Source organism: Pseudomonas sp. AG1028, from assembly GCF_007993955.1.
GTDB classification, from domain to species: Bacteria; Pseudomonadota; Gammaproteobacteria; order Pseudomonadales; family Pseudomonadaceae; genus Aquipseudomonas; species Aquipseudomonas straminea.
The window spans coordinates 18,062-38,041 of record NZ_VIVP01000012.1; the positions used below are offsets into that span (position 1 = coordinate 18,062).

A 19,980-nucleotide genomic window follows, 5' to 3' on the forward strand; every position below is an offset into this window, starting at 1 on the left:
CTGATAATGGGTAATCCTTGAAGGCCTGGCAGAGGAGATGACCATTTGAAGTTGACCGACATCGCCCGCCTGGCCGGCGTTTCTGTGACCACGGCCAGCTACGTGATCAACGGGCAGGCCGCCAAGCGTCGCATCAGCGCAGCTACCGTGCAGCGTGTGCTCGAAGTCGTCGAGGCGCACGACTATCGCCCCAACACCCAGGCCGCCGGCCTGCGCCGTGGGGAAAGCCGCTGCCTGGGGTTCATCCTGCCGGACCTGGAAAACCCGAGCTACGCGCGCCTGGCCAAACTGCTCGAACAGCGCGCCCGGGCAGCTGGCTATCAACTGCTGATCGCCAGCTCCGACGACCAGCCGGACAGCGAACGCCAGCTCATCGAACTGTTCCGCTCGCGCCGCTGCGATGCGCTGATCGTCGCCAGTTGCCTGCCCCAAGACGCGCCCGACTATCGCCATCTGGTCGCCGCCGGCACGCCAGTGATCGCCGTCGACCGCGCCCTGGATCCCGAGCACCTTTACTCGGTGGTCAGCGATGACTGTAAGGCCGGCGAGCAATTGACCCGCAGCCTGATACAGCCGGCCCAGCGCCATGCTGCGCTGATCGGCGCCCGGCTGGAATTGCCGATCAGCCAGGCCCGCGAGCAGGGTTTCCGCGAGGCACTGACCGGCTTCGACGGGTTGATCAGTGTCAGCCACGGCGAGCAGTTCAGCCGCCAGTGGGGCTACCGGCAAATGAAGGAACTGCTGGCCAAGGGCGGCCTTCCGGATGTACTGGTGACCACCGCCTACGTGCTGCTCGAGGGCGTACTCGACGCGCTGCACGAACACCCGGAGCTGGACACCCGTACCCTGCGACTCGGCACCTTCGGCGACGCCCAGCTGCTGGACTTCCTGCCGCTGCGCGTGAACGCCATATCTCAGCAGCACGAGCGTATTGCCGAACGGGTGTTCGACCGCCTGCTCGACGCCCTGGACGGCAGCTACCACCCGGGCCTGGATGCTATCGAGCGGGGTCTGAAGATCCGCCTCACCTAACGGCCTTGACGAATCTGCTGCAGTAGCGGCTCGCACTCGTTGGGCTGGTCACCACTCGGCGCGACCAGCGCCACCAGTCCGGCCGCCGGCGCGACCAGTGCTCCGAGGGCCAGCATCCCGGCACCGCGCAGTACCAGCGGCCCGGCCTTCACACCGGGGTTGGGGTTCTTGAAGGTGCCGCGCACGTAGAGCGGCGACCGCAACGAGAGGATCCGCAGTCCCTTGGACTCGGGGGTAATGGTCAGGTCGAGTTGCTCGTTGCCGAAGTTCACCGTGCCGTCCACGCCGATCAGCGCATTCTCGGTGTCGATCACCATCAGTTGCGGGCGCATCACACCTTGCTTGATGTCGAGATTGGCGGCTGCGCAGTTGATCTCCACCTCGTTGTCGCCGAACAGCCGGCCAACCAGGTAGTTGCCGACGTTCAGGCCGGCGATCTCCATCAGGTTGCGGCTGACCCGTCCGTCGTTGATCAGCAGCTTGACGTGCCCGTTGGCGCCGCCCAGCAGGGTCGCGACCGAGTTGCCGGTGCCAGTGATCGCTGCATCGCCGTTCAGCGCCCCGAGGCTGCTCTGCATCACCTCGACATTGGGGAACAGCTGACGCAGGCGGAAGTTGCGGGCCCGCAGCTGGGCCTGCGCCCGGAGCGGCGTGGCACTGCCGTCCAGGTGAAAAGTGGAATCCAGCCGGCCGCCGGCCACGCCGAAGCGCAGCGGCTCCAGACTGAGCTTACCGTCGTTGAGCACCACGTGGGTGAACAGGTCGGTGAAGGGCAGTTGCTCGCTGTGCACGATGCGCTTGCCTGTGAAACTGACGTCGGCGTCCATGTCGCGCCAGCGCTCGGTGCGAAACTCCTCCACGGGCAGCACCTTGTTACCGGGCTGAACGCTCGCCGCACCACGCTCCTTCTTCTCCGCATTGGAATCGGCACCGATCAGCGGCGCCAGGTCGGCGAAGCGCAACTGGTTGGACACCAACGCCCCGGAGAGCTTCGGTCGTGGCTTGCGGGCCACGAAGGTGAGATTGCCGTGGATGTCGCTGTCACCGATGCGGCCATTGAATTTCTCGTAGCGAAACAGCGGGCCGTCCGGATCCTGCAGTTGGGCAACCAGTCGCCCGTCTGTGGAATAGGCCGGCGTATCGGGCAGCGTAACGCCGGTCAGCGGGTACAGGTTGCCAAGGCTGGCGCCCGACAGGCGCAGACGCAGATCCAGGGCGCCCAGGTTCTTCGGATCGGTCAGGGTGCCGGCTACCTGCACCCGCGTGGTACCGGCGCGTACATCGGCCTGCACGGGGAATGGCACCTGGGCATCCTGCAGGGCCAGCAAACCGCCGATGCGGCCATTGCCGCTCAGGGCCTGGCCCTTGTAACGGCCCTTGGCCTGCCAGGCGAAGGCGTAATCCTGTGGCTTCGCGGCAGTCTCGTCTGCCTGGGTGGCCGTCTTGCCGACGATCTCGGCAAAGGCGATCGGCTTGCCGAGCGGCTCGACCTGCAGGTTCACACTGGCCTGGGAAACCTTATCGTCGACGCTGACCCGCGCCTTGTCGAAGCCGATGGTGCCGATGTCCATCACCCAGGGCGAGGCACTGTCCTCTTCCGGCTGCTCTTGCTCACCGAGATCGAAAGTCCAATTGGCGCGCCCATCGGCCAGGCGCTCCAGCACAGCATCGGCGCCGGTCAGCTGGATGCGCGGGATCGACACGGTTTTCCACAACAGCGGCAAGGGCGACAGGCTGGCTTCGACCCGCTCGAGATAAACGAAGTGCTCGCCCTTGGCCCAATCGGGGTTGCCCAGGCTAAGCTGCTCGGCAGACACGTGGGGCCAGGGCACCCAAGCGCGCAGGCCCGGCTCGTCGGCTTCACGCTGCCAGCGCACGGCGAGATTGCCCTCGATGGCGAACGGACGGTTGAGCGCTTCGGAAACCCGTGCATTGATGGTGGGCTTGAGCAGGTTCCAGTCGAACAGCACCAGAAACAGCATCAGGGCTGCGATCAGTAGCAGGAGACTGGCAAGGCACCAGCCGAGTATCTTGCGAAGACGCATCATGCGGCGGCCCCTTTTTATCGGCGATCCCCACAATCGCCGTCCCTGATCGTTCGACTGGCCAATACCGCCAATGACTCACAGAATGTTGTCATGCAGGCGCACAAACCTGCCGCCCTTACAACCTCGACCCTCGGCGGGCCCATGCAGCTGATCGACACCCATACCCACCTCGACTTCCCCGACTTCGATGCAGACCGCCAGCAAGTGCTTGCCGAAGCGCGCGCTCTGGGCGTCGAGAAACTGATGATATTGGGCGTCGAGCATGGCAACTGGCAGCGTCTGTGGGATCAGGTGCTGGCCCACGACGGACTATACGCGGCCTTCGGCCTGCACCCGGTTTATCTAGAAGGCCATCAGCCTGGAGATGTACAGCGACTGGAGCAGTGGCTGCTGGAGCGGCAAGGTCATGAGAAGCTCTGCGCGGTGGGCGAATTTGGCCTGGATTACTACTTGCCGGAGCTGGACCGCGAACATCAGCAGGTGCTGTTCGAGGCGCAACTGGAACTCGCACAACGCCTCGAGCTACCAGTTTTGCTGCATGTGCGACGCGCCCATGCCCAAGTGATCGCCACCCTGAAGCGCTTCAGGCTCAAGCGTGCCGGCATCATCCATGCCTTTGCCGGCAGCTACGAAGAAGCGCGGGAATATATGAAACTGGGTTTCAGGCTGGGATTGGGCGGTGCAGCGACCTGGCCCCAGGCCAAGCGCCTGCGCCAGGTCATCCCGCGCCTGCCGCTCGACGCCGTGGTACTGGAGACCGATTCACCGGACATGGCGCCGGCCATGTACCCGCATATCCGCAACAGCCCGGTTCACCTGCCGGCGATCTGCCGTGAGCTCGCCACGCTACTGGCGGTAGAGCCTGAGGAACTGGCCGCCGCCAGCAGCCGCAACGCCGCCGAGCTGTTCGGCTGGCGGATTTAGAAGAGCAGCGTCCACAGCGCGATAGCGGCATACCAAAGGATGGCCGCACGCACCAGCAACTGCCACAGATTGTCCAGCGTCTTCACTCCCGCTTCACCGAGGGTCGGCTCCGGCGTTTCAGCAGCGGAACGTGCCGCACCGGCTGCCAATTGCGCCGCCGAAATGTCCCAGCTCAGCACTTCATGCAGCAGGGCGCGGCTGACCGCGATGAAATTCCCGACCAGCGCGAAACTCGCCGCCAACACCCGCACCGGCAACCAGTCGAAGGCGTGACGCAGCTGCCCCGCGCGCTCACGCAGCGCCTCGGACTGGCCGTTTTCGACGATCAGCGCCAGCAGGCGATAAGCCAGCGCGGCGAGCGGGCCGAGCAGCACGTACCAGAAGATCACCGCGAAAAAGCTCTGATAGGCCTGCCAGACTAGATAGGTCTGCACGTTCGATAGCAGCGTCGACTCGCCTTCGGCCTGCACCCCCAGATCACGCTGAGCGACCAGATACGCCGCCTCGCCGTCACCGCGCCGCCAGCTGTCGCGAAACGGCCCGAGCGCGGCCAGCAGATCGCCACGGCCCAGGCTGTAGATCACCACCAGGAGATGGATCGGCAGCAGCAGCCAGCCGTAAGCCAACGGCGCCAGCAATTTCAGGACCGCAGCCAGAATCAGCAGCGGCACACCGACCAGCAGCGCGATGGCCAACCACGGCGAATCGCTGGTGGTGCCGCCACGCTCCATGCGAGCCAAGGCGCGCAGCCAGGGCTCGTCCTGCTGGATACGCTGACGCCAGGAGGAAAACTTCTCCACCCACAGCACCAGCAGCAACACCAGGAAACTCATGATGCCTCCTTATCAGTCATCAGTGACGCGCGCAGCCGCGCCCAGTCGAATGCCGGGCCTGGGTCGGTCTTGCGGCCCGGGGCGATATCGCTATGCCCACAGATGCGCGCCGATGTGATGGCCGGGTAGGCCTGCTGCAGCGTGCGCGTCAGTTGCGTTAGCGCAGCGTACTGCGCATCCGTGAACGGTAAATGATCGGTGCCTTCGAGTTCGATGCCCAGGGAAAAATCGTTGCAGTTCTCGCGCCCCTCGAAGGACGACACCCCGGCGTGCCAGGCACGATCCAGGCAGGACACGAACTGCAACATGCTGCCATCGCGTTCGATCAGAAAATGCGCCGATACCGTCATGCTGGCGATGCCGGCGAAATACGGGTGAGCATCGGCCTGCAGACAGTTGGTGAAGAACGCCTGCACCTGGCCGGTGCCGAATTGGCCCGGCGGCAGACTGATGTTGTGGATGACCAGCAGGGAAATCTCGTCCTGCGGACGCTTGTTGAAGTTGGGCGAAGGACAGTGCTGAATCCCTTGATACCAGCCGTCTTCGAGTCGCTTGCGCATAGGTGCTCCCCGAGTTTGCGCACACTCTAGGGGCTGACCAGCTTCTGGTGCAAGTCGTGGCGCGGCGCAGGATTCGGCGTCGCCCATAACGACTCACGGCCCTGACGGGCCGTGAGAAATGTATCGAGTAGAAGAATCGAGAGTGTCAGGCGCCCTTGAGGCGGCGCAGGTTGCCAATCACCGACTCCAGGGCGCGGTCGAAGAGCAGCGCATCATCGAGTAGCCTGACCGCGTTGCGGCGGAACTCCACGGCCAGGCCCATGCGGGTCTTCTCGAGCACTTTCATGCCCGTGCGGTTGACGAAGATGTACTTGCCGGTCGGCTTGATGATGGCTGCCAGCTTGCAGCGCAGCTTGTGCTCGTCGTCTTCCTGGAATTCGACCCAACTGCCGACGCGCAGGGCATCGACATAGCGCAACGACTCGTCGTCATCGGCCAGCACAGGCTCGTCCTGCGGCTCGCTGCGCGGTTGCCCCGGCGCTTCGAGCACGATTTCCTCGACGATCTCGACCATAGCCGAAATGCTGCTCTCTTCTTCCGGCTGCAGGTCGAGCAATGGCAGCTCGATACCCACGGCGGATAGCGCCGAGCGCTGCACCTCATCGGATTCAGTGGGTGCCGGGCGCTCGACATCGGGGATCGCGCGCCTGAAGCGCTGGAAGGCCTGCACGTGAAGCGCTTCGAGCTGACTAAAGAATTCGCTGGTGGAGAACGGATCGAAAGCGGCACTGGCCATGCCTTCACGCAGCGCCTTGAGCAAGCCGGGCACCAGTTCTAGCAGGCTCAGGCGAGCTTCCGGGTTCTCGTGGGGCTCCACGCTCCAGATCAGGTCGTCCATGGTGGCAAGGGTGCTCTGCCACTGTTCGGAATCGGTGCCGTGCTTGAGGCAGGTCAGCATCATGACCTTGCTCCAGGCTTCGCGCAGCAGACGCACCACCACCTCGGGCAGGGTCTTGCCGAGCAGGCGATCATTTAGCGCCTGTTCCACTTCGCGGCGGGCCATCTCGGCGCGCGCACTGCCCTCTTCGGCGTCGCGAGTGCGCTGCTCGAGCAGCTCGCTACGGCGGCGCTCGTCGCCGGTGAAGGCCAGGAAATCAGACAGCAGCTCGGAGAAGATTGCCGGATCATCGGTGAAATCATTGAGCAGTCGCTGCACGACCTGCTCGATCTTCTGGTACAGGCTGTCGCGCTGGTTGCTGTCGTGGTCGCCCCAGCCCAGTGCCGCGGTGGCGATCTCGTTGAGCAGGCGACGCGCCGGATGGCTGCCACGACTAAAAAAAGTCTTGTCGAGCACTGCGACCTTGAGCATCGGAATCTGCAAACGGGCGATCAGCGCCTTCAGCGAATCCGGCAGACTGCGGTCATCCAGGATGAATTCGAACAGCATCGACACCAGATTGATAACGTCTTCATCGACTTCACCGACTACGCGCACGCGGCCACTCTTGGCGCTGGCCCGGGTCAGCAGGTGCTCGAGCTGGGCGCGCAGGTCGACGTCCAAAGGGGCCTGGATCGGCGCGCGCTGCTGCATGTGGGAAAGCAGACGCATCAGGTCGTTGGTGGAAATCGGCATGGCATTGGCCGGCGCGTGGCGACGTGGCGCGATACCTTCGCGGGTTTGCGACAGCAATTCCTGCAGCGCACCAAATACCTCGCGGACTTCGTCATCGGCCATATCGCCAGAACGCTGGAAGCCTTCCAGCGCATCACTGCGCTCCGGACGCGAGCGACGCGTCGGCACGGCCTTGAGCTCCGGCAACACACCGGCTTCGATCAGCAAGGCATTGGAATCGCTGTACAGCTGTTCGAGGCCGCTAAGCACGTACTTTTCGAACAGCTTCAGAATGATCAGCTTGACCTTGATCTCGACGCCAAGGCCGCTGCACGACTCGAGGAACAGCTCACTGAGCAGAACCGGACCGAGGGGATTGGATTTGTCGTCGAGCTTCTTGCTGACGATGGCGTTCAAGCGCGTGGTCAGATGGGTAAGCGCCACCTGATCACGGCTCAGCACCTTGGCAATCATCGAATCCAGAGCGACGGTTTCTTCCAGCTCGTCATTCTGTACTAGAGACAGGCTATCGAAGGACACCGCATCCAGAGTCGGCGCCTTGCCGACAACCACATGCTGATTCAGACCGGCGAATGATTCGAAGACGCGCTGCAGGAAGCCACGTTCGATCCCCTTGCGCTTGAGGCGCAGGTCACGCATGGCTTCGAAAAAGGAATTTTGCTCGGCGTTACTGGTGGCGCGATCCGCCATGTCGAAAAGGGTGTCGTCGGCGTTATCGAACAACGCCTGCAGTGCCTGTTTGAGCTGATTGGCGGCACGGTCGCGAACCTGAATGAGCGATGCAGGCAACCTCGCAGCCGCGGGGTGGGCCGTGTCGGGAACCATCTTGTTAAGATGCACCACGTTGGCATCGGTTTTCATCAGGATCTCCTGCGCAGAGCGCTGGCGAAGCAAACTGGAACAGGAATGCGAGCACCTTCAAACGTCAAGGGTATGACGTCAATACTCCTGCATTAAAACATATCGGATTGCTACAGGAGATGCCAAGGCAATTTCTTGCAGATATGAAATGCATCACAGCCAATCCGACAGGGTACCGGCGGACTGGCTATGTGACCGACCGTTACGGTCTGGGTTCATTTTTACCCGATGAACGTAACAGCACCCTCCGCAGCCTTTATAATCGCCGCCTCAGCCAATCGGAGGCGCCATGCCGAACCTACTGCTTACCGAGCTTCGTGCCGAAATCGAGGCCAATGTCCGCCGCAGCCTGCGCGAGGATATCGGCAGCGGCGACATCACCGCCCAGCTGATTCCTGAGTCGCGCCTGGCCAATGCTACCGTGATCACCCGTGACGACGCGGTGATCTGCGGCACAGCTTGGGTCGATGAGGTGTTTCACCAGCTCGATGCCCGCGTCGCCGTACACTGGCAGGTGCAGGACGGCCAGCAGGTAACGCCCAACCAGGCGCTGTTCCACCTCGAAGGCCCGGCGCGGGCGCTGCTCAGTGGCGAACGCACGGCGCTGAATTTCCTGCAGACCCTGTCAGCCGTGGCCACTCGCTGCCAGCACTACGCCAATCTGGTGCAGGGCACCGGCGTGAAGCTGCTTGATACCCGCAAGACCCTGCCCGGTTTGCGCCTGGCGCAGAAGTACGCGGTCACCCAAGGCGGCTGCCACAACCACCGCATCGGTTTGTTCGATGCCTTCCTGATCAAGGAAAACCATATCGCGGCCTGCGGCGGCATCGCAGCAGCGGTAACCGCTGCGCGCGGTATCGCGCCGGGCAAGCCGGTCGAGGTGGAAGTGGAAAGCCTGGATGAGCTGCAGCAAGCCCTCGCCGCCGGCGCCGATATCATCATGCTCGATGAACTGTCGACCGATGACATGCGCCAGGCGGTGGCGATCACCGCAGGCCGCGCCAAGCTGGAGGCCTCCGGCGGCATCAATGACAGCACCCTGCGCGGTATCGCCGAGACCGGGGTGGATTACATCTCCATCGGCACGCTGACCAAGGACGTCAAGGCGGTGGACCTGTCGATGCGTCTATCTTTATAAGCAGCAGACAGAACAACGGCGCCCTCGGGCGCCGTTTGTGTATCAGTCCACATTCGGGCTGTTGACCAGCCGCCTGCGCTCCGGAAAAAACAGTTGGTCCAGCTCGGCACCCGGGTTGTTGGCGCGCATGAAGGCCTCGCCGACCAGGAAGGCATACACCTCGCTGATTTCCATCAGCTCGACATCAGCGCGATTGAGGATGCCACTCTCGGTGACCACCAGGCGATCCCGAGGGATGCGCGGCAGCAGGTCAAGGGTGGTTTCCAGGCTGACTTCGAAGGTGTGCAGGTTGCGGTTGTTGACGCCGACCAACGGGGTGTCGAGCACGTTCAGCGCGCGCCCCAGCTCATCGCCGTCATGCACCTCGACCAGCACATCGAGATCGAACGACTTGGCGGTAGCGGCCAGCTCGCCCATCTGCGCGTCGGACAGCGCCGAGACGATCAGTAGCACGCAGTCGGCGCCCAGCGCCCGGGCTTCGACGATCTGGTAAGGGTCGATCATGAAATCCTTGCGGATCACCGGCAGCGAGCAGGCGCTGCGCGCTTCCTGCAGGTAGCGGTCGGCACCCTGAAAGAAGTCGATATCGGTGAGCACCGACAGGCAGGTCGCGCCGCCCTCTTCATAGCTCCGAGCGATTTCCGCCGGCACAAAGTTCTCACGAATCACGCCTTTGCTCGGCGACGCCTTCTTGATCTCGGCGATCACCGCAGGCTGCTTGCTCTTGGCCTTTTCGATCAGCGCATTGGCAAAGCCGCGCACCGGGTCAGCAGCCCGCGCTTCACGCTCGACCTCGGCCAGGCTGACAACAGCGCGGCGCGCCGCCACTTCCTCGGCCTTGCGAGCGAGGATCTTTTCCAGAACGGTAGGAACGCTCACCCTTCATTCTCCTGTTTGAATACGGCAGTAAAGGACACCAGCTCCTCCATCTTCTCCCTGGCCAGGCCGGTGTGCAGCGCGTCGTGGGCCAGGCTCATGCCATCACGCAAGCTGTCGGCGTGGTCAGCTGCATAGAGTGCGGCGCCGGCGTTGAGCACGATGATCTCGGCGGCCTTCTGGCCTGCATCGGTCTTACGGCGACCCAGGGCGTCGCGGATTAGTTCCAGGGATTGCTCAGCGCCTTCGACGGTCAGGCCGATCAGGCTCTGGCTCCTGATGCCGAAGTCTTCAGGCTGGATGCGGTACTCGCTGACCACGCCATTTTTCAGTTCGGCGATGAAGGTCGGCGCCGCCAGGCTGATCTCATCGAGGCCATCCTGGGCATGCACCACCAGCACATGCTCGCTGCCCAGGCGCTGCAGCACCTCGGCCATCGGCCGGCACAGCGCCTGGCTGAACACGCCGACCACCTGATGCTTGGCGCCAGCCGGATTGGTCATTGGGCCAAGCATGTTGAACAGTGTGCGCAGACCCAGCTCGCGGCGCGGGCCGATGGCGTGCTTCATGGCGCCATGGTGGGACGGCGCGAACATGAAACCGACGCCAACGGTTTCGACGCAGCGCGCCACCTGCACGGGCGTGAGCCCCAGGTAGATGCCAGCGGCTTCGAGCACATCGGCGCTGCCGCTCTTGCCCGACACCGCGCGGTTGCCGTGCTTGGCCACTTTGCCGCCCGCCGCCGCGACGACGAAGGCCGCCGCGGTGGAAACGTTGAAGATGTTCATACCGTCGCCACCGGTGCCGCAGGTGTCGACCAGGCGCTCGGCCGCGATCTCAACCGGCGAGGCCAGTTCGCGCATCACGCTGGCGGCGCCGACGATCTCGTCGATGGTCTCGCTCTTCATGCGCATGCCCATCAGGAACGCGCCGATCTGCGCATCGGTGCACTGGCCGGTCATGATTTCACGCATGACGTCGCGCATCTCCTCGGTGCTCAGGTCGAGCTGGGCGACGATGCGGTTGAGGGCTTCCTTGATGTTCATGGGCGCACGCCTCCGGTCTGCTTGAGGAAGTTGGCGAAAAGTTCGTGGCCCTGCTCGGTCAGGATGGATTCGGGGTGGAACTGCACGCCCTCGACGTTCAGGGTTTTGTGACGCAGGCCCATGATCTCGTCGACGGCGCCGTCTTCGTGTTGCGTCCAGGCGGTGATCTCGAGGCAGTCCGGCAGGGTCTCGCGCTTGACCACCAGCGAGTGGTAGCGGGTCACGGTCACCGGCATCGCCAGGCCGGCGAACACGCCTTTGTTCTCATGGAAAACCGGACTGGTCTTGCCGTGCATCACCTGGCGCGCGCGCACCACGTCGCCGCCATAGGCCTGGCCGATGCTCTGGTGGCCCAAACAGACGCCGAGGATCGGCAGCTTGCCGGCGAAATGCAGGATGGCTTCGATGGACACGCCCGCTTCGGTCGGCGTGCACGGACCGGGTGAGACGACGATGCGTTCGGGCTTGAGCGCCTCGATCTCGGCGATGGTCAGTTCGTCATTGCGAATGACGTGCACGTCGGCACCCAGCTCGCCCAGGTACTGCACCACGTTGTAGGTAAAGGAATCGTAGTTGTCGATCATCAGCAGCATGTTGGCTTAACCCTTTGATGAACTGCTCTTGAGCAATCACTCCGGTTTCGAGATCCCCTATTCCCTTACAAACCACCTATGGCCTGGAGAATATTATTGAGGGTTCGAGTGGAGCAGAGAGAGTCGTCCGGCTGGGCCGGAGAATAAAATCAGGCGCGCCAACGCCAACGGGCGTGGGCTTTGATGAGGCGCATCAGAAGGGTACTGCTGGCGTTCACGAAGGATGTCTCGCGTTTATCTTGCGGCACAGTAGCCCAGCTGAGCCATGGCGTGCAACTGGCACAACGCCCTGGCAGACACGAGTTAATGACAGCTGAGCCGCCCAGGTTCACTGGCCGGCCTCAGGTGGGCGCGTCCAACCAGTCGATCACCTGCCCAGCAAGTTGCTCGGGCGACTCGCAGGTGCTGTCCAGGCGCAGCAGCGGGCAGCGCAGTTGCCCGGCGATCCACGCCTCGTGCATGCGCAGGCTGCGGGTCTGCAGATCGCCATGCTGGTAGCCGGCAGCCCACTCCAGAAAGGCCAGGCTCTGGGCATGCATGTCGCCGCCTGGCAGAACCCGCTCGCCGTAACGCTGCCGTTCGCGAGCCGCTAATCGCTGCATGCGTTCGGCGTCATCCAGCTGCAGGAACACGGCATGGGTGAACAGCGGCACCAGCGTCTCGCCCCAGCTGCACAGCGAACCGCTGAGGATCCAGTCGTTCGCCTGCGCAGCACTCGCGCGGATCTGCTCTACGCGCTGTTGCGGTTCGCGTTTGAAGCGATAAGGTGGCTCGCTCGGCAGCCAGTAGAAGTTGTCGGTATCCAGGTGCAACCAGCCACAGCGCTCGGCCAGTGCCGCCGCCAGGCTGGTGGTGCCGGCACCGGAGGCGCCGAATACATGTAACCGTACCGCCATGGATCAACATCCTCCCCAAAAGGAATTCATCATGATTCGCCCCTATCACGCCAACGACGCCAACGCCGTGCTCGATATCTGGCTGAGCGCCTCGATCCAGGCCCATGCCTTTATCGATGAGTCGTTCTGGCGCGACCAACTGACCGCCATGGGCGAGATTTATCTGCCCCAGGCCGAAACTCTGGTACTCGAAGAGGCCGGCCAAATCCTTGGCTTCGCGTCGCTGCATGAACACCGCCTGGCCACGCTATTCATCGCGCCGGGCGCTCAGGGGCGCGGGCTCGGCAAACACCTGCTCGACGAGGCCAAGCGCCGCCGCGACCTGCTGGAGCTCAGCGTGTACAGCGCCAACACCCGGGCGTGCGCCTTCTACCAGACCTGCGGCTTCGCCGTGGTGGCCGAGCAGAATGATCCGCACACCGGCCACCTGGAACAGGTGATGCGCTGGCAGCGTCAGTGAGCCGGAGAGCGGGCACTCTCCGGCACAGGATTGCCACTGTCAACGCCGCACACCTTGAGCTAGAGCGTTTCGCCTAGAGTCCGCACATAGTTCTGGCACATACCTAGGGCGATGATGGCGCGGTCGCCGCGTGCGGTGATGGCGACAATTCGTTGAGCAGCTGCTCGGTCAATGTCGGCTCGTCGGGTGCCATCCACCAGGCGTCCGGCACTGGCGGTGGTGGGCAGTTGGTCGTGGTGACCGGCATCGGCAGCTGCGGGCTCGGCGGTAAGGACTGACAGCCGTAGCTCAGCAGTGGCAAGACGATCGCGCAGACGCGCAGCCTGTTGTTCAGCATCGGTGAGCCTCCTGTATTGGGTTTGCGAAAACGCCTGCAGTTGCTGCTCGAGGGCCAGGCGCTTGTTCTGGGCGCTCTGGGTTTCACGAGCGGCTGCGTCGTACAGACGCGCCATGGCCTCGGCGTGGGACTGGTCGCGCGCGGCCAGTGCCTGCCCCAGGCGCCAGCCTTGCACCACCCAGCCGAGGCTGATGGCACCGAGCTGCAGCGCGAGAGCCAAGGCGCCGCCGATCAGCCATCGATAGCGTGCGGGAATCAATGTGAGCAGGCTCATGCTGTCACCTGCCCGCCGCAGGCAATGAACATGGCGAGCAGGTCATCCCGGTCACGCGACTGGGAGGCCAGCTCCTGCCGATAGATGCGCAATAGTGCTGCAAGATCGTGTTCGCGCTGGCCGTAGCCGGCGCCCGGCAGGCTGGCCCAGATGGGCGCTGCCGCACTGATCGCCTCGGCCACCTGGCCGGCCTGAATGGCTGCGAGCGCGCCGCACTCTTCGAGCAACTTCACCGCGGCCAGGTCCTGGGCCTCGGGCGTGAAGCGACCGCGAAACTTGTAGAGTTCGACGATGGCGTCCCAGGTGCGGGCCAGGAACTGGTAGCGGCCGGCCGCCGTGGACTGGATGTCGTAACGCGGCAAGTCGATGAGCTGGCGCGGGTGTGCGCTGTAGTCGTCGAACAGGTCGCCGCCCACCAGCACGTTGTAACCGTCGTCGCTTTCGGCAACGGTCGAGGTGCCTTCGCTCCAGGCGAGCATGTCGAGAAAGGCTAGTACGTTTTGGCCACCCGCCTGGGTGGCAGTAAGTCGGGCCATGGGAAGTCTCCGGATATCAAAAGCCGGTGACCCGCCAGAGCGGGTCACCGAGGTGGATCAACGTGGGCCGTAGGCCGTGGTGGTATTGCCGATGCGGGCCATCAACGAGCGCGTGTTGGGTTTGAGCGTGCCGTCGTTGCGGTCCATGCCGTTCGGGTCGTCATCGTCATCGCCGGGGCCGGCCAGCCACTGGAAGCGCAGGACGTGGTTGGCATCGAAATACTTGTGCAGCTCGGTGAAGTAGGTGCGCATGCCGGGCAAATGATCGGGCCCGCCGAACTCGCCGGCGATACCGCGCTTGCCGTTGGCCTTGAGCCAGTCGATGAAGGGATACCAGTCGGCCACGCGCTCGCGGTAGGCGATCGACTCGGTAGCCTGATTCCACTTGCCACCGCCCTGCCCCTCTTTATCGGGGTACTGGTGCGCTTCATAGAGCAATCGGCCTCCAGGGTCCTGCAGGTTCTTGAGCGCGTCCGAACTACGCGGCCAGTACAGGGCCGAGGCGAACGAATTACCGGCCACGGTGATGAAGTGTCGCGGATCGACCTCGCGTACCGCGGTGATCAGCCGCTGCACGTTGTTGGTCCACAGGGTTTCGACGTTGACGCCGCCATCAGGCACGCTGCCCATGTTGTGTGGCTCGTTCATCAGGCCGTAGCCGAACACGCCGGGCTCATCGCGAAACTCCCGGGCGATGGCCGCCCAGATACGCGCCAGCAGGGTGTAGTTGACCGGGCAATCGGGCGCGCCGATGGCCGTCCACAGGGCGTAGCCGCCGTTCCACGCCTGCACCACACGACCACTGACAGGCCCGCTGGCACGCACGTACCAGCGGCAGTAGTTGTGCATGTCGAGCAGCGAAAAGCCGCCCCAGCTATGGATATGCCGGATCGCCTTGCGGATTTCCTCCACGTAGCTTTGGCGCAAGGTGAAGCCGCCAGCACCGTCGAGAATGACAATGCGCTCTCCGGCGAACGGCAGCCGTACGGCGAAGGGCTTGCCGCCGATGCTTCCGGCATAGGACTTGATGTAGTCCGGCTGATGGCCGCGCGGGGCAACGGTGAAGTAGTGGGTGTCCAGCTTCGCCGTAGCAATGGGATCGACGTAGGGGTTATTGCCGAGGCCCGCCGCGTTGAAGCCGATCAGCGGGAATTCGCCGGCGGCGGCCATTTGGTCAAAGGTTTTGATAGCCATGGTGTTTCCTCCAGACATGAAAAAGCCCGCACGGTGGCGGGCCAGGGTGAGTACGGCGGCGGAGTGCGCCGCCGTACGGATTCAGATAGCAGTTGTTGTCAGTCGCCGCGTCGGGTCAGGCATCCCGATCGCCTGGCGGCTTGTCGCTCAGGCTGCCGCCGCGACGACGAATGGCGGCCAGCATCAGCGTCACCACCAAGCCGGCGCCGGCGAAACCGGCAGGCCCCGGATAGGCGAAGGGGTGGATGCCGTGCAACTGGAAGTCGGTGATGGCCGGGGCACACAGGTACCCCATCACGGCCGACGTCAGGAAAAACGCCAACCGGTTCCACATGGGCAGGTTCTGCGTAGTGGTGAAATACACCAGGGCCCCGCACAAGGCGCCGAGTGCAGCCTCGCCATTGATTGGAGCGATCAGCGCGGCGAGATGCTCGCCGAGCACGCCGAACAGCACGGCGCTGCTGAATTCAGTCATTGTTATCGTACTCCCCGAGGCCGATGGCCCCGACGACATGAGGTTATGCCGCCCCCTGAAACGCCAGAGCCCCGCACGTGGCGGGGCTCTGTTAAAGGAAGGTCGGGTGTTGCAGCGCGCCGCGCGGCGCATGGGTTGCCAAGGATTGAGTCACGAGGCTGGCTGACTGCTCGCCCACCTCTGTGACGGTGATGAATGTATAACCCGCGATTCTCACCGTCTCAAGGGCACGCCGGTAATCAGCGCCGACACACCGGAAAAAAACGGACACGCACCCGTTTCAGACTGCCGGCTAGAGCGGCACACACGCGAGAGCGCCCGACGCGGGGCTCTCGAGGGCGGCGTTTACAGGGAGGGAAACAGGCCGAACGGCGTGAATTGCCGCCGGCAGAAATGAAAAGCGCACCAAGAACCTGTTCATGTCCTTCAGCCCAGGTTCGTCTTTTTGGCAGCTAAATGGCGGGAACGGACGTTCGCTGATCTACTGTGGGAGCGCGCCATGCGCGCAAAAAATCGCGGGCATGGCCCGCTCCCACAGGTACTGCATCAATGTCAGCTTTTGCCTTATAACGGCCTATGACATGGTCTCAGGCGGCGCGCTTCAGAAGCTGTGATTCGATGGCCCGGTGGGCCTGTCCCAGTCGCCGATAGAACTGCGCCCGGCTGCATCCGCAGGCCGTCCATTTCTCACGCTGGGGCTCGGCGCCGCAGTACTGCTCGACGACGACCTGCCGCTGCTGCGGGGACAGGTGCTTGCTGACGATCCAGTCGATCTCCGTCGTTCTGTCCATCAACACGCGGCTGCCGCGGGCGGCACGATTAAGCACACCTTGTGATGCCATCAACGACGCGATGACGCTGGTGCCCATGTTCGAGCCACCTTGCGCCTCACCATCTTGCCGTGCCTCGCCCCAGCGCTGTAGCGCCTCGTCTATATAGCCGATCATCATCTACCTCCTGCCATCGCCGATGGCTATGCCATGAACCCATTCGGCAGGTCGCACAGCGCCACCTACCGATCATCGTCATTTAAAAAATAATCACGATACGTGATTCATTCAAGCGACAAACTGCGCTATAAATATTTCACATCGTGATTAGCGGAGTGGAACAATGGAGACCCTAGGGCAACGCATCAAACGCCTGCGCAAGAGCAAGGGCCTGAGTCAGCAGTCGCTGGCCGAAACCTGTGGCTGGTCATCCCAGTCGCGCATCGGCAATTACGAAAGCGACCTGCGCGAGCCCGCTCTATCCGATTTGCTGCTGCTGGCACCGGCGCTCGGCGTCAGCCTCGCCGAGCTGGCCGGCACCGATGATCTGCCGGAAGCACCACCTGCCGACACCCTGTCCGTCGGCCACGCCCGCGGCGGTGCGGTGCCGGTGGTGGGGCATGCGCAGCTGGGTACTCAGGGTTATTTCGAGGAGATCGACTTTCCCGTCGGCCATGGCGACGGCTACCTGCGCATTCACAGCGACGACCCCAATGCCTACGGGCTACGGGTGAACGGCGACAGCATGCACCCGCGGATCAAGAACGGCGAATACGTGCTGATCGAGCCGAACAAGCCGTTCCACGCCGGTGACGAGGTAATGGTCCGTACCCTGGACGGCCAGGCGATGATCAAGGAATACATCTACCTGCGCGACGGCATGTACCGCTTCGACAGCGTCAACCAGAACCACCCGCCCATCCATATCCACCAGGACAACGTCACCAAGATTCACCTAGTGGGCGGCATCCTCAAATCCTCGCGTTTCACTGAAGAGTAGCGGCGCGCCAATGAACCCGAGCGAGAACTGACCCATACCGAGCCCGACCATGAACACTCAGCCTGAGCCGCACCTGCCGCTCCAGACGCTGGAGCTTCTATTCCGCACCCACGGCGACGTGCTGGTGCCCATCGACCGCGTACGCACGGTGTATTTCCGTCACCTGAGCGCCGACAACTTCATCCGCGCCATCGCCACCGGCCGCCTGAACCTGCCCATCACCACCCTGGACAGCAGCGCCAAGGCGCCCAAGTTCATCGAGCTGCACCATCTGGCCGCCTATATCGACAGCTGCGCCAAAGCCGCCGATGCCAGTGGCGAAGGCAGCCTGTGCGCCGAAAGCCAGGGCGGTTATTCGCTGGAGCGGGCTCAGGAGCCGCGCCGCGCGTAAGCGGCCAGGATGGTGCGCTCGGACTGCACCAGGTAGGCGTCCAGCGCCTTGGCGGCGTCGTGCGGGCGGCAGGCTTCGAGGTGTTCGAGAATCGCCGCGTTCATGTCGATATAGGGCGCGTGCAGAAATTCGGCGTCATTGAGCAGCCCGAACACCAGACGCAGCTCGGCGGACAGATGCCGGTAGAAGGTATTCAGCCGCTGGCTGTCGGCCAGTTCGACAATGGCCGCGTGAAAGGCCATGTTGGCCGTGCCCACAGCGCCCCAGTCGAGCTCTTTGGCGCTGCGCTGCGCCGCGTTCACTGCCTCGCGCATGCGCTTGACCGCCGGATGCTTGGGATAGGCCTGGGCCAGCGCCTGGCATTCGACGAAACGCCGCGCCCGGTATATCTCGATGATCGAGGCCATATCCGGCACGGACACGAACACGCCGCGATTGGGTTCGTGCTTGAGCAGGCCTTCCTGGGTCAGCACGCGGAAGGCTTCGCGCAGGGTATTGCGTGAGATATCCAGGCTTTCGCTGAGCGCCGCCTCGGACAGCCGCTGCCCCGGCACCAGTTCGCCCTCGACCAACTTGCGGCGAATTTCCGCGGTCACGGTCTCGCCGAGGGTGCGCGGGTTGTCAGATACGTCGTTGTTCATCATCGATCCACCAGGCCAGGGCTGGGCTCTGCACAGAGCCGAATGCAACGATGGTCACCGAGCGGCACGCTCGAGGCAAGTGGCCAGGCTGTCACCGCGCGCACCATGGTGAAACACCGCTGGGTATCGAGGTAACAAAACAGTGCAAATAAATCATCAATGCAAATAATATTGTTGAACAATAAAAGCGCCTAGAATCAACAGATCGAATACTTTCATTACCATGTGGCATGTTGATTGCCTTACACACCTGCAACCGTTACCCCGTCCCAGGAGTGTTCCATGCAGGCCCAGACCACCGGCGACTTCGCCCGCTCACGCCGCTCATCGCTGATCGCGGCCATCTTCCTGATGGCCACCTCGGCCATCGGCCCTGGCTTCATCACCCAGACCGCCACCTTCACGGCCACCATGGGCGCGGCTTTCGCGTTCGGCATCCTGGCGTCGATCCTGATCGACTTCGTGGTGCAGTTGAACGTCTGGCGCATCGTCACCCTGACCCGCATGCGCGCATCGGACATCGCCAACGCGGCAATTCCCGGCAGCGGTTATCTGCTGGCGGTGCTGGTGATCTTCGGTGGGCTGGTATTCAACGTCGGCAACATCGCCGGCGCTGGCCTGGGCCTGAACGCCCTGATGGGCCTCGATCCGAAATGGGGCGGCGCACTCAGCGCCCTGGTGGCCATCGGCATTTTCCTCTCCAAGCGCGCGGGCCTCGCCGTCGACCGGCTGATCGTGGTGCTGGGCGTGCTGATGATCCTGCTTACCCTGTTCGTCGCCATCGCCTCCAACCCGCCTCTGGGCGACGCGCTGCGCCAGACCGTGTGGCCGGACGAGATCAACTTCGCGATCATCACCACCATCGTCGGCGGCACCGTCGGCGGCTACATCACCTACGCCGGCGCTCATCGCCTGCTAGATCGCGGCCTGGTCGGCGAAGAGCACATCAAGGAAGTCACCAAGGCGGCGCTGAGCGGCATCGCGGTAACCGGTCTGATGCGATACGTACTGTTCCTGGCCATTCTCGGTGTGGCGGCCAGCGGTGTGGTCATCGACATCTCCGGTAAAGGCGCCAACCCGGCCGCCCAGGCGTTCCAGGCCGCCGCAGGCGAGCTGGGTCTGCGCACCTTCGGCCTGGTGCTCTGGGCCGCTGCCATCACCAGCGTGATCGGCGCCGCCTATACCTCGATGTCGTTCATCACCGCCTTCATGCCCGGCATCAGCGAGCGCGGCCGCAACATCGCCACCGTGGCGTTCATCGCCGTGTCCCTGGCCATCTATGTCGCACTGGGCACCGCACCGGCAGCGCTGCTGCTGTTCGCCGGCGGTTTCAACGGCCTGATCCTTCCCATCGGCCTGAGCATTTTCGTTTACGTGGGCTGGCGCCGCAGCGACCTGATGGGGGGCTACCACTACCCACGCTGGCTGCTGGCCCTCGGCGCCCTGACCTGCCTGCTGACCTGGTACATGGCGGCCAAATCGGTCGGCCCGATCCTGGCCTTCGTGAACCTGTAAGGAGAGA

General features: G+C 63.5%; 21 protein-coding genes. 7 read left to right on the top strand and 14 right to left on the bottom strand.

The annotated features are described in order from the left end of the window. The first annotated feature begins 45 nt into the window (after positions 1-45). Positions 46-1,032, top strand: a complete 987-nt coding sequence (cra, locus tag FB481_RS19410; protein WP_147177427.1) for a catabolite repressor/activator — start codon at positions 46-48, stop codon at positions 1,030-1,032. Here the strand turns inward: cra and FB481_RS19415 are convergent. Further along, positions 1,029-3,080 carry an AsmA family protein gene (locus FB481_RS19415; protein ID WP_147177428.1) on the bottom strand — a complete coding sequence of 684 codons (2,052 nt, stop codon included), beginning with the start codon at positions 3,078-3,080 and terminating at the stop codon, positions 1,029-1,031. The genes cra and FB481_RS19415 overlap by 4 nt on opposite strands. 141 nt (positions 3,081-3,221) lie before the next feature. Here FB481_RS19415 and FB481_RS19420 point away from each other — a divergent pair, with 141 nt between their 5' ends. After that, a complete protein-coding gene (locus tag FB481_RS19420; protein WP_147177532.1) occupies positions 3,222-4,004 on the top strand; it encodes a TatD family hydrolase in 783 nt (260 codons plus the stop codon). On the opposite strand, the gene ampE is transcribed toward FB481_RS19420, so the two are convergent. From ampE to FB481_RS19435, 3 genes are all read right to left on the bottom strand, one after another. After that, positions 4,001-4,837: a regulatory signaling modulator protein AmpE gene (gene ampE, locus FB481_RS19425; RefSeq protein ID WP_147177429.1), complete on the bottom strand. Its 837-nt coding sequence runs from the start codon at positions 4,835-4,837 to the stop codon at positions 4,001-4,003. The two genes, FB481_RS19420 and ampE, sit on opposite strands and share 4 nt — an antisense overlap. Next, positions 4,834-5,397 (bottom strand): 1,6-anhydro-N-acetylmuramyl-L-alanine amidase AmpD, encoded by a 564-nt coding sequence (ampD, locus tag FB481_RS19430; RefSeq protein ID WP_147177430.1) that lies wholly within the window; start codon positions 5,395-5,397, stop codon positions 4,834-4,836. The genes ampE and ampD overlap by 4 nt, the downstream gene beginning before the upstream one ends. A 145-nt stretch (positions 5,398-5,542) precedes the next feature. Continuing rightward, positions 5,543-7,831: a DUF1631 domain-containing protein gene (locus tag FB481_RS19435; protein WP_147177431.1), complete on the bottom strand. Its 2,289-nt coding sequence runs from the start codon at positions 7,829-7,831 to the stop codon at positions 5,543-5,545. A gap of 289 nt (positions 7,832-8,120) precedes the next feature. On the opposite strand from FB481_RS19435, the gene nadC reads away from it, so the two are divergent. After that, positions 8,121-8,969 carry a carboxylating nicotinate-nucleotide diphosphorylase gene (gene nadC / locus FB481_RS19440; RefSeq protein ID WP_147177432.1) on the top strand — a complete coding sequence of 283 codons (849 nt, stop codon included), beginning with the start codon at positions 8,121-8,123 and terminating at the stop codon, positions 8,967-8,969. Positions 8,970-9,011: 42 nt separating this feature from the next. On the opposite strand, the gene trpC is transcribed toward nadC, so the two are convergent. From trpC to FB481_RS19460, 4 genes are all read right to left on the bottom strand, one after another. After that, a complete protein-coding gene (trpC, locus tag FB481_RS19445) occupies positions 9,012-9,848 on the bottom strand; it encodes an indole-3-glycerol phosphate synthase TrpC (protein ID WP_147177433.1) in 837 nt (278 codons plus the stop codon). After that, positions 9,845-10,891: an anthranilate phosphoribosyltransferase gene (gene trpD, locus FB481_RS19450; protein ID WP_147177434.1), complete on the bottom strand. Its 1,047-nt coding sequence runs from the start codon at positions 10,889-10,891 to the stop codon at positions 9,845-9,847. The genes trpC and trpD overlap by 4 nt, the downstream gene beginning before the upstream one ends. Beyond that, positions 10,888-11,484, bottom strand: a complete 597-nt coding sequence (locus FB481_RS19455; RefSeq protein ID WP_147177435.1) for an aminodeoxychorismate/anthranilate synthase component II — start codon at positions 11,482-11,484, stop codon at positions 10,888-10,890. The genes trpD and FB481_RS19455 overlap by 4 nt, the downstream gene beginning before the upstream one ends. A gap of 341 nt (positions 11,485-11,825) precedes the next feature. Next, entirely contained in the window at positions 11,826-12,380 is a 555-nt protein-coding gene (locus FB481_RS19460; protein ID WP_147177436.1) for an AAA family ATPase, read from the bottom strand. A 31-nt stretch (positions 12,381-12,411) separates the two neighbouring features. Between FB481_RS19460 and FB481_RS19465 the strand changes: the two genes are divergently transcribed. Beyond that, positions 12,412-12,840: an N-acetyltransferase gene (locus tag FB481_RS19465; protein WP_147177437.1), complete on the top strand. Its 429-nt coding sequence runs from the start codon at positions 12,412-12,414 to the stop codon at positions 12,838-12,840. 59 nt (positions 12,841-12,899) lie between these two features. Here the strand turns inward: FB481_RS19465 and FB481_RS23235 are convergent, their stop codons facing one another. The 5 genes from FB481_RS23235 to FB481_RS19490 form a co-directional block, all read right to left on the bottom strand. Further along, positions 12,900-13,451, bottom strand: coding sequence for a lysis protein (locus FB481_RS23235; protein WP_178109904.1), 552 nt, complete (start codon positions 13,449-13,451; stop codon positions 12,900-12,902). Beyond that, entirely contained in the window at positions 13,448-13,987 is a 540-nt protein-coding gene (locus tag FB481_RS19475; protein WP_147177439.1) for a glycoside hydrolase family 104 protein, read from the bottom strand. The genes FB481_RS23235 and FB481_RS19475 overlap by 4 nt, the downstream gene beginning before the upstream one ends. A gap of 57 nt (positions 13,988-14,044) precedes the next feature. Next, positions 14,045-15,181 (bottom strand): glycoside hydrolase family 5 protein, encoded by a 1,137-nt coding sequence (locus FB481_RS19480; RefSeq protein ID WP_178109905.1) that lies wholly within the window; start codon positions 15,179-15,181, stop codon positions 14,045-14,047. A 115-nt stretch (positions 15,182-15,296) separates the two neighbouring features. Beyond that, positions 15,297-15,656, bottom strand: a complete 360-nt coding sequence (locus FB481_RS19485) for a putative holin (RefSeq protein ID WP_093507288.1) — start codon at positions 15,654-15,656, stop codon at positions 15,297-15,299. Between the two features lie 587 nt (positions 15,657-16,243). After that, complete coding sequence (locus FB481_RS19490) at positions 16,244-16,606, bottom strand: hypothetical protein (protein ID WP_178109906.1); 363 nt, start codon at positions 16,604-16,606, stop codon at positions 16,244-16,246. Positions 16,607-16,769: 163 nt separating this feature from the next. On the opposite strand from FB481_RS19490, the gene FB481_RS19495 reads away from it, so the two are divergent. Both FB481_RS19495 and FB481_RS19500 read left to right on the top strand, forming a co-directional pair. Continuing rightward, on the top strand, positions 16,770-17,426 hold the full coding sequence (locus tag FB481_RS19495; protein ID WP_147177441.1) for an XRE family transcriptional regulator: 657 nt from the start codon (positions 16,770-16,772) through the stop codon (positions 17,424-17,426). Between the two features lie 49 nt (positions 17,427-17,475). Further along, positions 17,476-17,817, top strand: a complete 342-nt coding sequence (locus FB481_RS19500; RefSeq protein WP_147177442.1) for a pyocin activator PrtN family protein — start codon at positions 17,476-17,478, stop codon at positions 17,815-17,817. On the opposite strand, the gene FB481_RS19505 is transcribed toward FB481_RS19500, so the two are convergent. Continuing rightward, a complete protein-coding gene (locus FB481_RS19505) occupies positions 17,796-18,458 on the bottom strand; it encodes a GntR family transcriptional regulator (RefSeq protein ID WP_147177443.1) in 663 nt (220 codons plus the stop codon). The genes FB481_RS19500 and FB481_RS19505 overlap by 22 nt on opposite strands. Before the next feature lie 282 nt (positions 18,459-18,740). On the opposite strand from FB481_RS19505, the gene FB481_RS19510 reads away from it, so the two are divergent. Continuing rightward, positions 18,741-19,973: an NRAMP family divalent metal transporter gene (locus FB481_RS19510; protein ID WP_147177444.1), complete on the top strand. Its 1,233-nt coding sequence runs from the start codon at positions 18,741-18,743 to the stop codon at positions 19,971-19,973. The last annotated feature ends 7 nt before the right edge of the window (positions 19,974-19,980 follow it).

Excerpts from the sequence above, each read along its gene's own strand:
- FB481_RS19415 (WP_147177428.1), bottom strand. The coding sequence starts at position 3,080 with ATGATGCGTCTTCGCAAGATACTCGGCTGGTGCCTTGCCAGTCTCCTG.
- FB481_RS19420 (WP_147177532.1), top strand. The coding sequence starts at position 3,222 with ATGCAGCTGATCGACACCCATACCCACCTCGACTTCCCCGACTTCGAT.
- ampE (WP_147177429.1), bottom strand. The coding sequence starts at position 4,837 with ATGAGTTTCCTGGTGTTGCTGCTGGTGCTGTGGGTGGAGAAGTTTTCC.
- ampD (WP_147177430.1), bottom strand. The coding sequence starts at position 5,397 with ATGCGCAAGCGACTCGAAGACGGCTGGTATCAAGGGATTCAGCACTGT.
- FB481_RS19435 (WP_147177431.1), bottom strand. The coding sequence starts at position 7,831 with ATGAAAACCGATGCCAACGTGGTGCATCTTAACAAGATGGTTCCCGAC.
- nadC (WP_147177432.1), top strand. The coding sequence starts at position 8,121 with ATGCCGAACCTACTGCTTACCGAGCTTCGTGCCGAAATCGAGGCCAAT.
- trpD (WP_147177434.1), bottom strand. The coding sequence starts at position 10,891 with ATGAACATCAAGGAAGCCCTCAACCGCATCGTCGCCCAGCTCGACCTG.
- FB481_RS19455 (WP_147177435.1), bottom strand. The coding sequence starts at position 11,484 with ATGCTGCTGATGATCGACAACTACGATTCCTTTACCTACAACGTGGTG.
- FB481_RS19460 (WP_147177436.1), bottom strand. The coding sequence starts at position 12,380 with ATGGCGGTACGGTTACATGTATTCGGCGCCTCCGGTGCCGGCACCACC.
- FB481_RS19465 (WP_147177437.1), top strand. The coding sequence starts at position 12,412 with ATGATTCGCCCCTATCACGCCAACGACGCCAACGCCGTGCTCGATATC.
- FB481_RS23235 (WP_178109904.1), bottom strand. The coding sequence starts at position 13,451 with ATGAGCCTGCTCACATTGATTCCCGCACGCTATCGATGGCTGATCGGC.
- FB481_RS19475 (WP_147177439.1), bottom strand. The coding sequence starts at position 13,987 with ATGGCCCGACTTACTGCCACCCAGGCGGGTGGCCAAAACGTACTAGCC.
- FB481_RS19480 (WP_178109905.1), bottom strand. The coding sequence starts at position 15,181 with ATGGCTATCAAAACCTTTGACCAAATGGCCGCCGCCGGCGAATTCCCG.
- FB481_RS19485 (WP_093507288.1), bottom strand. The coding sequence starts at position 15,656 with ATGACTGAATTCAGCAGCGCCGTGCTGTTCGGCGTGCTCGGCGAGCAT.
- FB481_RS19490 (WP_178109906.1), bottom strand. The coding sequence starts at position 16,606 with ATGATGATCGGCTATATAGACGAGGCGCTACAGCGCTGGGGCGAGGCA.
- FB481_RS19495 (WP_147177441.1), top strand. The coding sequence starts at position 16,770 with ATGGAGACCCTAGGGCAACGCATCAAACGCCTGCGCAAGAGCAAGGGC.
- FB481_RS19500 (WP_147177442.1), top strand. The coding sequence starts at position 17,476 with ATGAACACTCAGCCTGAGCCGCACCTGCCGCTCCAGACGCTGGAGCTT.
- FB481_RS19505 (WP_147177443.1), bottom strand. The coding sequence starts at position 18,458 with ATGAACAACGACGTATCTGACAACCCGCGCACCCTCGGCGAGACCGTG.
- FB481_RS19510 (WP_147177444.1), top strand. The coding sequence starts at position 18,741 with ATGCAGGCCCAGACCACCGGCGACTTCGCCCGCTCACGCCGCTCATCG.